This is a genomic window from Streptomyces sp. NPDC015144, assembly GCF_043079735.1.
Classification (GTDB): Bacteria; Actinomycetota; Actinomycetes; order Streptomycetales; family Streptomycetaceae; genus Streptomyces.
Map to the genome: position 1 here is coordinate 159,989 of NZ_JBIBUU010000005.1, position 15,444 is coordinate 175,432.

Annotated in this window: 7 protein-coding genes; 3 read left to right on the plus strand and 4 right to left on the minus strand. The window is 74.5% G+C overall.

Translation table 11 applies throughout. From position 1 onward, the window contains the following. Window positions 1-18: 18 nt before the first annotated feature. From ACF08W_RS11515 to ACF08W_RS11525, 3 genes are read right to left on the minus strand one after another with little or no spacing between them, the layout of a single operon-like run. A complete protein-coding gene (locus ACF08W_RS11515) occupies window positions 19-7,248 on the minus strand; it encodes a MupA/Atu3671 family FMN-dependent luciferase-like monooxygenase (protein WP_392279134.1) in 7,230 nt (2,409 codons plus the stop codon). Next, window positions 7,245-10,616, minus strand: coding sequence for a type I polyketide synthase (locus ACF08W_RS11520; RefSeq protein ID WP_392279135.1), 3,372 nt, complete (start codon window positions 10,614-10,616; stop codon window positions 7,245-7,247). Before ACF08W_RS11520 ends, ACF08W_RS11515 begins: the two co-directional genes overlap by 4 nt. Beyond that, entirely contained in the window at window positions 10,616-11,878 is a 1,263-nt protein-coding gene (locus ACF08W_RS11525) for an MFS transporter (protein ID WP_392279136.1), read from the minus strand. The genes ACF08W_RS11520 and ACF08W_RS11525 overlap by 1 nt, the downstream gene beginning before the upstream one ends. A gap of 330 nt (window positions 11,879-12,208) precedes the next feature. Here ACF08W_RS11525 and ACF08W_RS11530 point away from each other — a divergent pair, with 330 nt between their 5' ends. After that, on the plus strand, window positions 12,209-12,466 hold the full coding sequence (locus ACF08W_RS11530; RefSeq protein ID WP_392279137.1) for a hypothetical protein: 258 nt from the start codon (window positions 12,209-12,211) through the stop codon (window positions 12,464-12,466). A gap of 83 nt (window positions 12,467-12,549) precedes the next feature. On the opposite strand, the gene ACF08W_RS11535 is transcribed toward ACF08W_RS11530, so the two are convergent. Then, on the minus strand, window positions 12,550-13,131 hold the full coding sequence (locus ACF08W_RS11535) for a Uma2 family endonuclease (RefSeq protein ID WP_392279138.1): 582 nt from the start codon (window positions 13,129-13,131) through the stop codon (window positions 12,550-12,552). 342 nt (window positions 13,132-13,473) lie between these two features. Here ACF08W_RS11535 and ACF08W_RS11540 point away from each other — a divergent pair, with 342 nt between their 5' ends. Together ACF08W_RS11540 and ACF08W_RS11545 are read left to right on the plus strand one after the other, a co-directional pair. Next, the gene (locus ACF08W_RS11540) at window positions 13,474-14,253 is read left to right on the plus strand and encodes an RNA polymerase sigma factor (RefSeq protein ID WP_385208513.1); all 780 of its coding nucleotides are present in this window, start codon (window positions 13,474-13,476) and stop codon (window positions 14,251-14,253) included. Continuing rightward, window positions 14,232-15,386: a hypothetical protein gene (locus ACF08W_RS11545; protein WP_392279139.1), complete on the plus strand. Its 1,155-nt coding sequence runs from the start codon at window positions 14,232-14,234 to the stop codon at window positions 15,384-15,386. The genes ACF08W_RS11540 and ACF08W_RS11545 overlap by 22 nt, the downstream gene beginning before the upstream one ends. The last annotated feature ends 58 nt before the right edge of the window (window positions 15,387-15,444 follow it).

Sequence of the window (15,444 nt, forward strand, 5' to 3'; positions counted from 1 at the left end):
CGCCCGGTCCGGTGCCGGTCAGTCCGCCGGGCCGGCGGGCGGCTGCCGGGTCTCGTCCCGCAGCAGTTGTACGTAGTCCCGCGTCCAGGACTCGACCGTGGCCCGGTCCCACAGGTCGGCCGAGTACTCCACGGCGCAGTGGAGCACGTCGTCGACCGGGGTCAGCACCACGGTGAGCTCCGACCGGGACGCGGCCGCGGCGATCTCCGTGACCGTGGTGGTGAGCCCCGGCAGTTCGATCCCGGTGTCCAGCGAACTCTCGTAGGCCAGGTTGACGCTCAGGGTCTGCGGCAGCACGACGCCCTTGCGTTCCTTCATCGCCGGTGCCACCCGGCGCGGCGGCATGGCGTTCTCCATGCCCAGGATCGTCGTCCGGGTCACCCGGTCCGTCAGCTCCGCGAAGGTCCCGGCGCACGCGTCGCGGACCCGCAGGGCGAAGCCGATGGCCGTGCACCCGACCAGGGACTCGAACGCGCGGCTCTCCCGGCCCGCGTAGGAGACGTTCATCATCACGTCGTCCTGCCCCGACTTCGCCGCGAGCAGCCGGCCGAGCGCCGCCGCGGTCACCACGAAGGGGGTCGTCGCCCGGCGGGCGGCCAGCCGTTCCACGGCGGCCCGGACCTCGGCGTCCACGGTGAACTCGACGATCCCGCCCCGCCCGCTGAGCTGCTCCGGCCGCGGCCGGTCCAGCGGCAGGTCGACGGAGAAGGGGGCGTCGACCAGCTCCTCCAGCCAGTACTCCGTGCGGCGGGCGGCGGTCGCCGCGTCGTGGGCGGCCTGCCAGTGCGCGTACTCCAGGTGCTGGGGCGCCTCGGCGGACAGGCCGTGGCCGGTCCCGGTGACGTCCGCGCGATAGAACGCGGAGAGCTCCTTGAGCACCGTGGTCAGGGCCCATCCGTCGCAGGTGCAGTGGTGCACGACGAACAGCAGCACCCACTCCTCGGCGCCGGTGCGCAGCAGCCGGGCGGAGATCATCTCGCCCTCGAAGATGTCCAGCGGGGTCTCGGCCGTCAGCTCGGCGAGCCGGTCCACCTCGGCCCGCCGCTCGGCCTCGGGCAGCGCGGTGAGGTCGTCGACCGGCAGGTCGAAGGGGCGGGGCTCCAGCACCTCCTGCCGCCAGGACTCCGCGCCCTCCCGTACCAGGCGGGTACGCAGCCCCTCGTGACGATCCGTCAGTTGCTGGAGGGCGGTGCGCAGGGAGCCGGGGGCCAGCGGCCCGGAGAAGGCGATCCGCAGGGCGACGTTGTAGACCTGCGGTCTGGAGTGCTGGGAGTGCACGGTGGCGAAGCGTGCCTGCTGGTGGTCGGCCGGCCCGGAGCGGACGACCCTTCTCGCCCCGGCGCCCTGTACGAACGCCGTCATGGCGCGCAGAGTGGGCTCCTGGTAGAGGCGCGAGAGCGGGTACTCGATGCCCCAGGCCTCCCTGATCCGGTTGACCAGCCTCATCACGGTGAGCGAATGCCCGCCCAGGTCGAAGAGGGAGACGTCCGGGTCGATCGCCGAGGCGGTGAGGTCGAACTCGGCCGCCCAGAGCGCCCGCAGCCCATCCTCCGCGGCGGTGCGGGCAGCGGACTCCGGCCCGGCCGCGGCTTCCGGCTCCGGCCGGTCGGCCGCGGGGAGCTGCGCCCGGTCCACCTTGCCGTTGGCGGTCAGCGGCAGCTCGTCCAGTACCCGCCAGACGCGCGGCACCATGTACTCCGGCAGGTGCTGGTGGAGTTCCCCGGCCCAGGCGTCCGTACGGTCCTCGCCCGGCTCCTCGGGCACCACGTAGGCGGCCAGGAAGGTCTCGCCGTTGGACCTGCGCAGACCGGTGACGGCGGCCCGGCGGACCCCGTCGAGCCGGGTCAGCGCCCGCGCCACCTCCTCCGGCTCGACCCGGAACCCGCGGATCTTCACCTGGTCGTCGGTGCGGCCCACGAAGACGAGGTGCCCGTCCGCCGTCCAGCGGACCAGGTCGCCGGTGCGGTAGTGACGGTCCTCGGCGCCGGACGCGGCGGTGAACCGTTCCCCGGTGAGGTCGGGCCGGTGCAGATAGCCGTCGGCCACCCCCGGTCCGCCGACGAGGAGTTCGCCCACCGCGCCGACCGGCACCGGCTTGTCCGACGGGTCCACCACCCGCACCGAGACGTTGTCGACCGGGCGCCCGATCGCGATCGCCTCGGGGCCGGGCCCCGGCGCGACCGTCCCGGCGACGCACAGCACGGTCGTCTCGGTCGGGCCGTAGACGTTCACCGTCTCGTAGGGGGCCTCGGGGCGGGGCCGGGTCCTGAGCGCCTCGCCGCCCAGCAGCAGATGGCGCAGCGGCGGCTGGTCGGCCGCGGGCAGCCGCAGCACCTCCTCGCCCAGGGCCGTCGGCAGGATGCTGAACGAGATCTTCCGGTCCGCGTACCACCGGGCCAGGGCCAACGGGTCGCGGCGGACCCGCTCATCGGCCACGACGAGCGTGGAGCCCGCCGTCAGCGCCGGCCAGATCTCCACGAGCGAGGCGTCGAAGCTCTGGCCGCACACGACGGCGCTGCGGTCGTCGGCGGTGAACGCGAACCGCTCGTGGTGCCACTGGCAGAGGTCCACGAGGCAGCGGTGGGTGAGCACGACGCCCTTGGGCGTGCCGGTGCTGCCCGAGGTGTGGACGACGGCGAACGGAGCGGAGGGGGAGACGGCCGCGTCGGGCCCGGGTGCCCCCGTCGGCCCGGCGTCCGCGACGGCGTCCGGGGCGACGACGGCGACCGACGCGGGCAGCTCCAGCTCCTTCGCCCCGGCCGCGTCGCTGATCACCGTACGGGCGCCGCTCGCGGCGATCACCTGGGCGGCGCGGACCCGGCCGAGCGACGGGTCGAGCGGTACGTACGCGCGACCGGACCGGGCCACCGCGAGCAGCGCCACGACGAGCTCCGCGGAGCGCGGCAGCCATACGGCGACCACGGGCTCCCGCTCCCCGTCCACCGGCCGCGCGGCGAGCACGGCGGCGAGCCGCCCGGACCGTTCGTCCAGCTCCCGGTAGGTCAGTACGGCGTCCTCGCCGATCACCGCGGTCCGCCCGGGGTGATCGGCCGCCCGCCGGGCGACCCAGCCGTGCACGGTGGTGTCGGCGACCGGCCGGACCGGGCCGCGCAGCCAGCTCTCCGGCACCTCGTCGCCCTCGGCCACCGGGCGCGCGAGCAGCGACAGCGGGGCGGCGGGCCGGTCGACGGCGGCGGCGAGCAGTTCGCGGAAGACCGTGAAGAACCGGTCGACGGTGTCCGGGTCGAACAGGTCGGAGTTGTACTCCAGATGGCAGCGGATGCCCTCCGGGCGGTCGGTGAAGTACACCGTCAGGTCGGTCAGCGCCTTGTCGGGCCCCTCGTCCAGCGCCTCCGCCTCGATACCGGGGAGGTCCAGGCGGAACGGTTCCGCCGACTGGAACTCGGCGCACACCTGGAACACCGGCGTACGGTCCGTCCGGCGCGGCGGCGCGATCGCCCGCACCACCTCCTCGAACGGGGTGCCCGCGTGGTCGTACGCGTCGAGCGCGACGGCGCGCACCCGTTCCAGCAGCGTCGCGAACCCGGGATCGCCGGTCAGGTCGACCCGCAGGGCGAGGGTGTTCACGAAGAAGCCGATCAGCTCCTCGGCCCGCTGCGGCCGGTCCGAGACCGGGATGCCGACGACGATGTCCTCCGCCCCCGTGACCCGGTGCAGCATCGCCGCCCACCCGGCCACCAGGGTCATGAACAGGGTGGCGCGCCGGTCGCGGCCCACCCCCCTGACGCGTTCGGACAGGCCGGGGTCGAGGGTGCGGAAGACGGCGCGGCCGGCGGAGGTCATCTCGGCGGGCCGGGGACGGTCGGTGGGCAGGTCGAGGACGGGCAGGTCGCCGCCGAGCACCCGCGTCCAGTGGGCCAGGTCCCGCGCGGCGTCGGGGCCGCCGGCCGCCGCCCGCTGCTCCCGCGCGTGCTGGACGCAGCTCCAGGTCAGCTCGGGCAGGACGGCGGGGGTGCCGTCGCGCTCCGCCCGGTAGAAGGCGGACAGGTCCCGGCACAGGACGGTCGCCGAGGCCGCGTCGACCACGATGTGGTGGAAGGACATGACCAGGACGTGCTCGTCGGACCCGGTCCGTACGAGGCGGCTGATGAACAGCGGGCCGTTCTCCAGGTCGAAGCGGCGGGCGCTCTCCGCCGCCAGCACCTCCCGTACGGCCTCCTCGGGCCGGGACGTGCCGTCCACCACCGCGAAGTCGGGCCCGGCCGTCTCCCGCACCAGTTGGACCGCCGAGTCGCCGGCCGGGCGGAAGACGGTGCGCAGCCCCTCGTGGCGGTCGACGAGCCGGCGCAGCGCGGTGTGCAGCGCCCCGGTGTCGAGCGGGCCGCGCAGGCGGACGGCCTTGACCTCGTTGTAGGCGGTGCGGCCCGGGAGCAGCCGCTCCAGGAACCAGATCCGCTCCTGGCCGGGGGAGAGCGGGGCGGGAGCGGGGGCGTGGGCCCGGCGTTCGCGGTGGCGGCGGCGCAGGGCGTCGAGCCGGGGGAGTCCGGCGCGCAACTGCTCCCCGGAGACGCCGAAGTCGACCAGGGCGACGATCTCGTCCGCCCCGGCGTCGGTGACCGCCTCGACCACCGGCAGGACGGTGTCCACCGAGCCGATCAGGGCCCGCTGGTCGCAGTAGCGGCCGTAGGCGCGGCGGAAGACGACGTCCAGGTCGTCCTCGCTGAGCGACCGCAGATCGGTGGTGGCGCCCAGGCTGTGGGTGACCCCGCTGAACAGGGAGAGCGAGGCCCGCATGTACCGGGACATCGGGGCGAACGCCTCGGCCCGGGCGGTGTCGTGGTCGTCGGCGAGGTAGGTGTGCAGCAGGACGGCGATCCGCCCGGCGGCCGGGTCGAGGCCGTGCCGGGCCCGTGCGGCGCGGTAGCGGGCGATGTTCTCCCGGAGCTGGTCGACGTCCTGGGTCATCAGGTTGGTCACGATGCCCAGGTCGTGCGCCCCGGCGCGTTCGAAGGACTCGGGGTTGCCGACCACGGCCGTGTAGAGCGGTGGCATCTCCTGGACGGGGCGGGGGAAGAGCCGGACCTCCCGTTCGCCGTCCCCGGTGGTGCGGCGCAGCGGTTCGCCGCGCCAGAGGCTCCGTACCTCCTCCAGCCGGTCGTACATCTCCTGCTTGTGCGGGCCGAAACGTTCGGGGAAGAAGACGAAGTCGTTGGCGTTCCAGCCGCTCGCGACGCCGAGGCCGACGCGCCCGCCGGAGAGGTTGTCCGCCATGGACCACTCCTCGGCCACCCGGATCGGGTCGTGCAGCGGGAGCACGACCGAGCCGGCGTTGAGGCGGATGCGCCGGGTCTCCCGGGACAGCGCGGCGGCCAGGACGGCGGGGTTCGGGAAGAGGCCGCCGAAGGAGTTGAAGTGCCGTTCGGGCATCCACAGCGCCTCGAAGCCGTGCTCGTCGGCGAACCGGGCGGCCTCCATGAGCAGTTCGTAGCGGCCCTCCCGCGGGCCGGTGCCGTCCTCCGGCTCCGGGTAGTCGCCGAAGAAGTAGAGGCTGAAGTCCGCCCGGCGCGGCGCGGCGGGGGCGGCCGGGGCGGTCACGGGTGCGGGGGCCTCGACCGGAGCGGGGGCCGGTGCGGGGGCAGGGGTGGGGGCCTCCACCGGAGCGGGGGCCGGTGCGGGTGCGGTCCGGGCGGGCGCGGCCGCCGGGGCGAGGACTCTGCCGGTACGGAAGAACCCGGCGTTCCGCAGCTCCGTCAGCGACCCCCGTACGGCGTCGGCCACATGGGCGATGTCGTCGTCGGTGTGTGCCGTGGAGAGGAAGAAGTTGCGCCACTCCCAGACGTGCACGCCGCGCAGCATCAGGTGGTAGTAGAGGAGCTCCATGTCGGCGCGGTGCTCGAAGCGGAACTGGGAGCCGAACCAGCCCATCCGCAGCGGGAATTCCTCCGCCTCGAAGAAGCCGTTGAGCCCGGTGGCCAGTTCGGCCGTACGGGCGTTGAGCCGCTGCTGGAGGCCCGGGCCCCGCTCCTTGAGATGGGTGAGCACGGCGTGCGCGGCGGTCATCGACACGGGGTGCTGGAGGTAGGTGCCGCCGAAGAAGGTGGTGTCGGCGGTCGGGCCGCTGTCGTCGCCGTAGCTCCAGTAGCCGCCGTCGACCCCGTCCAGGATGTCGGCGCGGCCGGCGATCGCGCCGATGGGGAAGCCGCCGCCGAGGAGCTTGCCGTAGGTGGCGAGATCCGGGGTGACGCCGTAGAGCTCCTGGGCGCCCCGGAGCGCGGGGCGGAAACCGGTCAGCATCTCGTCGAACATGAGCACGATGCCGTGCCGGGCGGTCAGTTCGCGCAGTTTGCGGACGAACGCGACGGGCTGGAGCGAGGGGTGTCTGCTCTGCACCGGTTCGATGATCACCGCCGCGATCCGGGCCGCGTCCCGCTCGATGGCGTGGAGGGATTCCTCGCTGCCGTACTCGAGGACGGTCAGCTCGGAGACGGCGCTCTGCGGGATGCCCCGGGAGACGGGCACGGTCCGCTCCGGGGCGCCGTGTCCGGCGTCCCGGCCCAGCACCTGGTCGGCGTGGCCGTGGTAGGCGCCGGTGAAGGTGACGATCCGGTCGCGGCCGGTGGCGGCGCGGGCCAGCCGGATCGCCGCCGCGTTGGCCTCCGTGCCGGAGTTGGCGAAGGCCACCCGTTCCATCCCGGTCAGCTCGCACAGCAGCTCGGCGGCCCCGCCCGTCTCGACGCTGCGGGGGCCGAGCCGGATGCCCCGGGAGAGGTGCTCGTGCACGGCCTCCCGAACGAAGTCGGGCTCGTGGCCGAAGAGGAGGACCCCGAAACCCATGGTGATGTCGGTGTAGGCGTTGCCGTCGATGTCCTCGATCCGGGCGCCCGCCGCGCGGCGGGCCGCCACGGGGTAGAGCATCTCCTTGGTCGACCTGCGGTATCCGACGATCGCCCGGCTGTCGGCGAGCCGGCGGCGGTGGCGCTGGGCCAGCTCCTTGGAGGCCGCCGTCCGCGCCGTGTACCGGCGTACGAGGTCGTCGAGGTGGTCCTGCTGGGCGCGGGGCGAGGTGGCGCGGACCATGCCCGCGTCGGGGGAGACCACCACGCGCGGCCCGTGCGCCCGGGGCTGCGGCGGGTCGGGCTGCGGTGCGTCGGGCTGCGGTGTGCCGGCGGCCGGGGCCGGGGCCGGGGCCTGCCGGGCGTCGATCCGTGCGCCGATGTCCCGGGTGAGCTCCGCCATGGCGGCCAGCTCCCGGTCGAGGGTGGCGCCGAGGCTCTCCTGCTCGTTCACCGGGCCACCTCTCCGTCCGGTACGGCCGGGTGCGCGCCCTGGAGCGCGAGCAGTTGGGAGAGCTGGGAGATCTGGGTGAGCATCTGGAGCTGGATCTGCGAAAGCTGCTGGACCCGCCGGGTCAGGTCCAGCAGCTCCTGCCGGGTGACGGAACCGGCGTCCGCGACCGCGGCGTGCGCGACGGGCGGCGCGGAGTCGACCGGCGGTACGGGAATGGCGGCCGGCGGTACGGGGACGGCGGCCGGCGGTACGGCAACGACTGGCGGCTGCGCGGGCAGCGGCGCGGGCACGGGGGCGGACACCGGCACCGGAGCGGAGACGGGTGCCGGGGCGGGGGCCGGAGCGGGAGCGGATATCGGCCCGGAGGGCGCCGCCGCCCCCGGCTCCCGGGGCAGCCGCGCGGCGACGAGTTCGGCGAGCAGCCGCGGCGTGCCCGTCTCGTCGAACAGCTCCCGCATCGTGACCCTGACCCGGTGCTCCTGCTCGATCTCCCGGAGCACGTTGATCATCAGGAGCGAGTCCGCGCCGAGATCGAAGAACGGGGTGTCGGGGACCGAGGTGAGGTCCTCCCCGAAGGTCCTGGAAAGGACACCGAGGATGCTGTCCAGCAGCCGCCTGGTCTCCGTCGCCTCTGATGCCATGGTGCGTTCCTCTCTCGCCGGGGAAATGGATGCGCGGGGGCCGGGCGGGGCGCCGACCCAGTGGTGCCGGTGCTGGAAGCGGTAGCCGGGCAGCGGGACGCGCCGCCCTCCGGTGCCCGCCAGGAACGTCTCCCAGCGGAGCTCCGCCCCCGCGCAGTGCAGCGTCGCGGCGGCGCCGAAGAGCGCGGTGAGTCCGGTGGTCCGGTGCAGGGACGGCGTCGCCCGCACCCCGGGAAGGGCACGGCGAGCCAGGCTGCTGAGGGTGGTGTGCGGGCCGATCTCCAGGAGCACGTCGGGCCGTTCACCGGCCAGGGCGCCCAGCGCGGCGTCGTAGCGCACCGGCTCGCGGGCCTGGCGGAGCAGGTACTCCGGGTCCGGTGTCCAGCCGGGTTCGCGGACCCGGCCGTCGAGCGAGCCGACGAAGCGGGTCCGCACCGGCGCGAAGGGGGTCTTCGACAGCACCGTCGCGAACGCGTCGAGCATCGGCTCCGTCGTCGCGGTGTGGAACGCCCGGTCGACCGCGAGGCGTTCGTACGGGACGGACCGCCCGTCGAGCGCGGCGCACAGCCGCCCCACGTCCGCCACCGGACCGGCCAGCACCTGGGACCGCTCCCCGTTGGTCGCGGCGAGCTCCACGCCGGGGTGCGCGGCGGCCAGCTCCCCGGCCGCCTCCCGGGACAGGGCCACCGCCACCATGGCGCCCGGCACGCAGCGCTCCCGCATCAACCGGCCCCGGTGCGCCAGGAGTTCCAGCCCGTCCTCGACAGTCAGCGCCCCGGCCGCGTACAGCGCCGCGTACTCGCCGACGCTGTGCCCGGTCACCGCCGACGGTTCGACGCCCGCCTCCGCCCAGAGCCGGACCAGGGCGCACTGGAGCGCGAACAGGGCGGGCTGCGCCGTCGAGGTCGGCCAGACGGCCCCCGGCGCGCCCGCCCCTCCGCTCCCGTCGAGGAGCCCGGCCAGCAGCGGTTCACCGGTGAGGCGCCGGTGCGCGTCCTCGCAGGCGTCGAGGACCTCCCGTACGACGGGGAACCGCTCGTACAGGCCGGCCGCCGCCCCCGGGCGCAGCGCCCCCTGACCGGTGAACTGGAACGCCACCCGGGCGGGCCCGTCCCCCGGCGCGACGGGATCCGCCGCGTCGGCGCGGGCTCCGGGGCCGGTGAGCCAGGTGTCGAGGGCGTCGGCCAGCGCGGCCGGGGTGGCGCCCCGGACCGCGATCCGGTGGCGGCCGTGCGAGCGCCCCAGGGCGGTGGTCGTGACGAGGTCCGCCGGGGACAGCGCGGGGCGCCGGCGCAGCACGTCGCGGAACGACCGCGCGTTGTCCACGAGGGCCTCCCGGCTCGTCGCGGAGACCAGGAGCACGTCCGGCGGGGGGAGGACGGCGGCGGGGCGCGGCCCGGGGTCGGGGGCCTCCTCCAGGATCAGGTGGACGTTGGTCCCGCCGACGCCGAGCGAGGTGACCCCGGCCCGCCGGGGGGTGCTGCCGTCGGGCCAGGGCTGGGCGGCGGTCGGCGCGTAGAACGGGCTGTCCGCCAGCCCGAGCAGCGGATTGGGTTCGGTGAAACCGGCGATCGGCGGGATCACCCCGTGCTTGAGGACCAGCAGCGTCTTGACGAACCCGGCCAGCCCGGCGGCCGCGTCGAGGTGCCCGATGTTGGCCTTGACGGCACCGAGGGCGCAGTAGCCGGTCCGGTCGGTGTCCTGCCGGTACGCCGCGCCCGCTCCCGCCAGCTCGATGGGGTCGCCCTTGAGGGTGCCGGTGCCGTGGGTCTCCAGATAGCCGATGGTCCCCGCGCCGACGCCCGCGTGGTCCAGCGCCCGGCGCACGGCCCACTGCTGGCCCCGCGCGCTGGGCGCCGCGAACGCCTTCTTGCTGGAGCCGTCGTTGCACACGCCCCAGCCCCGGACGACGCCGTGCACGGTGTCGCCGTCCGCGAGCGCCCGGTCCAGCCGCTTCAGGACGACGGCGACGACGCCGTTGCCCCCGACGGTGCCGTTCGCGGCCGCGTCGAACGCCCGGAGCCGGCCGGACCTGGAGAGGATCGAGCCCTTGACGTAGTGGTAGCCGAGGACCTGCGGCACGTGGACGGCGCTGGCGCCGACCAGGGCGACGTCGCACTCGTCCAGCAGCAGCGACTGGGCGGCGAGCTGCACCCCCACCAGCGAACTGGAGCAGCCCGTCTGCACGTTGACGGCGGGGCCGGTGAGGCCGAGCCGGTAGGCGACCCGGGTCGCGTTGAAGTCGGTGAAGTTGCCCACCATGACCTGCATGCCGGCCAGCCAGTCGCCGATGTCCTCGTTCGGCAGCACGTTGTTGAGCAGGTAGGACTGCATGTTGTACAGGTGGTAGCCGGCGCTGGCGTAGACCCCGATCCGCTTCCCGTCCCGCTCGTCCGGGTAGCCGGCGTTCTCCAGGGCGTGCTGGGCGCACTCCAGGAACAGCCGGTGCTGGGGGTCGGTCAGCCGGGCCTCGCGGGCGCTCATCCCGAAGTGCCGGGCGTCGAACCCGGCGATGTCGTCCAGGACGGCCGAGGCGCCGACGAAGTCGTCGCGCCCGTACAGCTCCTCGGGAACGCCCGCGTCCTTCAGCTCGTCCCCGGTGAAGCGGGTGAACCGGTCCTCGCCGTCGCGCACGATGCGCCACAGCTCCTCCGGGGTGTCCGCCCCCGGCAGCCGGAAGGCCATCCCGACCACGGCGAGACGGGGGTCCGGTGCGCGGCCGTCCATCAGGTGCTCCCTTCGCGTACGACGTCGCCGCCGGGTTCGTGCGACGGCTCGGGGCCGTCGGCCGCCGGGGCGCGGCGGCGCAGCACGAGCAGGGCCAGCAGGGCGAGGCAGAGGACGATGGCGAGGCCGTGCAGGGCGCCGACCACCCGGAACGGGGAGAAGGACTCCAGCAGCGCCCCGCTGACCAGCATCCCCAGCCCGAACCCTGCGTTCTCGGCCGAGGCGGACAGCCCGAAGAGGCGCCCGCGCTGCTCGTCCGGGACCGCCTGGAGCCGGGACACGTAGACGACCTCGGTGAATCCGTCCGCCACCCCCGCGACGAGCGCCGCGGCGAGTACCGGCACGGTCGGTAGCCCGCTGAACACGACGATGAACGCCGCCGACATGACACAGGCGCCCACCGCGAAGGCCCGCTCGCCGAAGGTGCGCCCGGTGCGGCGGGTGTACCGGGACAGCGCCTGCTGGGCGATGATCGTGCCGACCGCCCAGACGGCCCAGAACCGGCTGACGAAGGTGGCCGGATGGGCGGGGTCCAGCAGGCTGGAGTAGACGGGCAGCGCGACGTTGTGCGAGGAGGACCCCAGCCCGTCGACGGCCCGCACGGCGATCATCGCCAGCAGCAGCGGCGCCCCGGCCCACAGCAGCCGCAGGGACGCGGACGGGGCGTCCGGCGCGGCCTCCCCGCCGCCCCCGGCCGTCTCGGACCGGGCCCGCGTACGGATCGGCAGCGACAGCAGCACCGAGGCGGAGACCAGGAACGTCGCCGCGTCCAGGGCGAACGCCACCGTGTACCCGAGCTGCGCCACCACCACCCCCGCCGAGGCGAAGCCCGCGATCATGGCGAGGGAACGGCCGGTGACCAGCAGCCCGTTGGCGCGGGTCCGGTGTTCGGCCCCCACGATTTCCGGGATGCTGCTGCGCAGCGCGACCTGGGAGAGGGTCGAGCAGCTCCCGGTGACCACGGCCAGGCAGTACAGCAGCGAGACCCGGCCGGCCTCCGGGGCCAGCAGCAGCACCAGCAGCGCCAGCGCCTGCCCGAGGTCGGCACCCACGATCAGCCGCTTGCGGTCGTACGACGAGACGAGCCGCCCGCTGACGAACCCGGCGGCCACGCTCGTCCCCAGCCGCACCGCCATGAAGAGCCCCGCGGCCAGGGCGCTGCCGGTGACGTGGTAGACGAAGACGTTCAACGCGACCATGTTCAGGTAACTGCCGTACGCGGAAACACCGTTACCGAGTACGAGCAGCCGGAAATGCTTCATGCGCGACCTTCCGGAGGGCACGGGAGGACCGGGCGCCGGTTGCTCGCGGCCCCGACCTCACGATCCGGACCGCACGCCCAACACCCCATCCGTCCCATGGAGTTCACTGATTCGCACGTGTACCTGCCAACACTGTCAAGCTTCGACCGCCGATCGTACGGCGACAATGTGCCAACGGCATAGCACCGGTGTTCTGCCGGTCGCCCGCCGGACCCGCCGGCCCGGGCACCTGTCGGCCGACACCACCCGGTGGCTGTCCACGCAGTGACAGGCCCCCGTCCGGACCATCACACTGATGCGATGGGGAGAGAGAGCCAGTCATCGGTGCCTATGACCACGACCGACTCACCGTTGACAGGGCGCGAGATAGCGCTGAGCTGGCTGATCTGGGGGGCCGAGGCCCACGACCTCACCGGGGCGTACGCCCACCTGGAGGCGATGGCCGCGAGCCAGGAGGCCGACGCCGTCGTCGCGGTGCGGTTCGTCACGGCATCGGACACATACACGAGAAACGGTTTCCTCACCGGCGAGTCGATCGAGACCCGGACGGTCTACCAGGCGTACGGCACCGCCGTCCGGTACGCCTGACCGGGCCGCGCGGCCCGCGCGGGCCGCTTGGGCCGCTGTGGTGATGCCGGACGGAGGGGGCGGGGCTCTCCGCGATGGCCCCTTCAGCCGCTTCGGCGGGGCGTGAGCGCGTCGAGGTCGACGTCGATCACGAAGGGCACCGGGCGCCGGAGGGAGCCCCGGAAGATACCGGCGGGCGCGTAGGAGCCCGTGGGTTCATCGAGTTCGTAGACGTGGACGGCAGGGCTGCCGTCCTCGTCCTCGACGCACCAGTAGTGCGGGATGCCGGCTTCCGCGTACTTGTGGAGCTTGACCGTACGGTCGCGGTGGGCGGACTCGGGGGAGACGACTTCCACGACGAGCTTCACGTGCTCCGGCGCGTACCAGGTGCGGTCGGGGTCGTAGGGCAGGTCCGTCAGCAGGAGGTCGGGCTCGGGGCGGTTGCGGGCATCGAGGCGGATCGTCATCTCACGTTCGACCTCGATACCGGGCGGTGCCTGCGCCATGAGCGTCGTGGTCAGCGCTGTGACGAGACGGCCGTGCCAGGACCGCTGGGGCGACATCATGAAAACGAGGGCTCCGTCGATCAGCTCGGTGTGGCGCGGGGCCTCGGGCAGATGGTCCAGGTCCTCCGCGAACCAGCCCTCCGCGCGGGGCGGGCGCATCCAGTCGGGCAGTGCGGTCATGCCTTCACGGTAGCGGCTGTGCCCACGGCGGGCCCCGTGCTCCGTGGAGCCCCGGCCGCCCACCACGCGTGCGTCCGTGGTGTGGGGCGAAATGAAAACGACCGGGGCCGCCACCCCCCACAGGAGAGGCCCCGGTCGTCTTCGCGGGGACGTGGAACGACCCCGTACTCCACTCAGCGCCGCCGTCGCGATTTCTGTCACACCCCACCGGGGGGCGGAATGTTGCGGGTTGTACAAGACGTGGACGCGGGCCCCGCCGAGGACGTAGCGTGCTGAGTCGCGCGGCGTGGCGCGGCAGTGGTGACCAGCTGCGATTCAGGACAGCAGAGCAGGGTTGAGGGAGTGCTGGGGGACGACGCGGAGCTGACCGCCGCGGTACTCGCGGCGCAGGACGGGGACGAGGACGCCTTCCGTTCTGTGTACCGCGCTGTGCAACCGCGGCTGCTGGGCTACATACGGACGCTGGTGGGGGAGCCGGACGCCGAGGACGTGGCGTCCGAGTCGTGGCTGCAGATCGCCCGGGACCTCGACCGGTTCAGTGGCGACGCCGACCGTTTCCGCGGCTGGGCGGCGCGGATAGCCCGCAACCGCGCGCTGGACCACATACGGATGCGTGGCAGGCGGCCCGCGATCGGCGGCGACGAATCGGAGCTGACCGAGCGGCCCGCCGAGTCCGACACCGCGGGCGAGGCGATGGAGGCCCTGGCCACCGGCCGCACCCTGTCGCTCATCGCCCAGCTGCCCCGGGACCAGGCCGAGGCCGTGGTGCTCCGGGTGGTGGTCGGCCTGGACGCCAAGAGCGCCGCGCGGACGCTGGGCAAGCGACCCGGCGCAGTGCGCACCGCCGCGCACCGCGGCCTGAAGCGGCTCGCCGAGCTGCTGCGCACGGACGACGACACCACCGGCGACGGGGGCGATTCCGGCGACGGCGCGGACACCCGCCACGCGCACGCACACCCGCACCCGGCCCCGCACGTACACCCGCATCCGCACGCGCAGCAGGGCCCGGTGGCCCGGACGGCGGAACTCGACGGGATGCCCGCCCAGCGCCCGGCCCGCAACGGCCTGGTGGCGCCGGCGGGTGTGACGCATTCGCGTCCGTGGACGCAGAAGGACATGTGATGGCCGACGAGCGGTACGAATGGCTTGACAAGGAAACCGCGGAGCGACTGCTCCGGGGTGAGCCGGTCGACCCCGTCGAAGGCCCGTCGGGCAGGGATGCCGAGAAGCTGGCGGCCGCGTTGGAGGCCGCCGCCCGCACCGCCCGCCCCGCCACCACCGAACTGCCCGGCGAGGCCGCCGCGCTGGCCGCCTTCCGTGCGACGCCCCGGGCCGCGCGGGCGCGGGGCGCCGCCGACGGCACGGGCGTCCGGGCCGGGACGCTGGATCCGGTGCGCATCGGGCCCGCCCCGGCCGCCGGTCCCGGGCGGGTGCGCCGGCCGCGCTGGAGCCGTCCGGTCCGGCTCGGGCTGGTCGCCTCGTTCGCGGGGTGCGCGCTCGGCGGGGTGGCCGTGGCGGCGGGGACCGGGATCCTTCCGGTCCCGTTCGGCGGGAGTGCGCAGCCCGCCAGTTCCGTATCGGCCGCGGCGACGCCCGAGGGGCTCGCGCCGGATTCCGCCGGGGAACCGCCCGCGAAGCCGTCCGCCTCCCCGGACACCGGCACCACCACGTCCCCCGCGAGCCCCTCCGCCCCCGGCCACGAGTCCGGAGGGCCGGGCCGGTCGAAGGGCCCGGGCGACGACACCGGCCAGGACGGGGGGACGGACGACGGCAGCGGCCGTACGCCCGGCTCCGTCGACAGCCACCGGACCGGCCGGCCCGGGGACTCCGGCACCAACGCCTGGTACGCCAAGGCGGTCCAGGCCTGCCGCGACTACCGCGCCGGGAAGCTGGGCGAGCAGCGCAGGCGCCAGCTGGAGGAGTTGGCGAAGGGGGCCGCCAACCTGGACCGTTTCTGCGACCGGCTCCTGGGGGAGTCCGGGGACGGGCAGGGCGACGACGACAAGGGCGGCGGCAGCGGCAGCGGAAACAGCGGCGGCGGGAACGGCAACAACGGGAACGGCAACAGCGGAAACGGCAACAACGGCGCGGGCAGCGGCCGGGGCGACGACCAGGGGGACGACGAGGACGGCCGGAACAGCGGCATCGGCTACACCGCCTCGCCCACCCCGCCCGGAACCCCCGGCGACGCCACGGGGTCCGGCTCCCCGGTGCCCTCCGGGGCCGCGGACATCCTGTCGGCCCGCGGGGTGTGACACTTTTCGGCCCCGTGACGCTGAACAGAATGAGCCGACTGGTCATCGGCCGCGCGTG

Coding starts and splice junctions, on each gene's coding strand:
- ACF08W_RS11525 (WP_392279136.1), bottom strand. CDS start 11,878: ATGAAGCATTTCCGGCTGCTCGTACTCGGTAACGGTGTTTCCGCGTAC.
- ACF08W_RS11530 (WP_392279137.1), top strand. CDS start 12,209: ATGACCACGACCGACTCACCGTTGACAGGGCGCGAGATAGCGCTGAGC.
- ACF08W_RS11520 (WP_392279135.1), bottom strand. CDS start 10,616: ATGGACGGCCGCGCACCGGACCCCCGTCTCGCCGTGGTCGGGATGGCC.
- ACF08W_RS11535 (WP_392279138.1), bottom strand. CDS start 13,131: ATGACCGCACTGCCCGACTGGATGCGCCCGCCCCGCGCGGAGGGCTGG.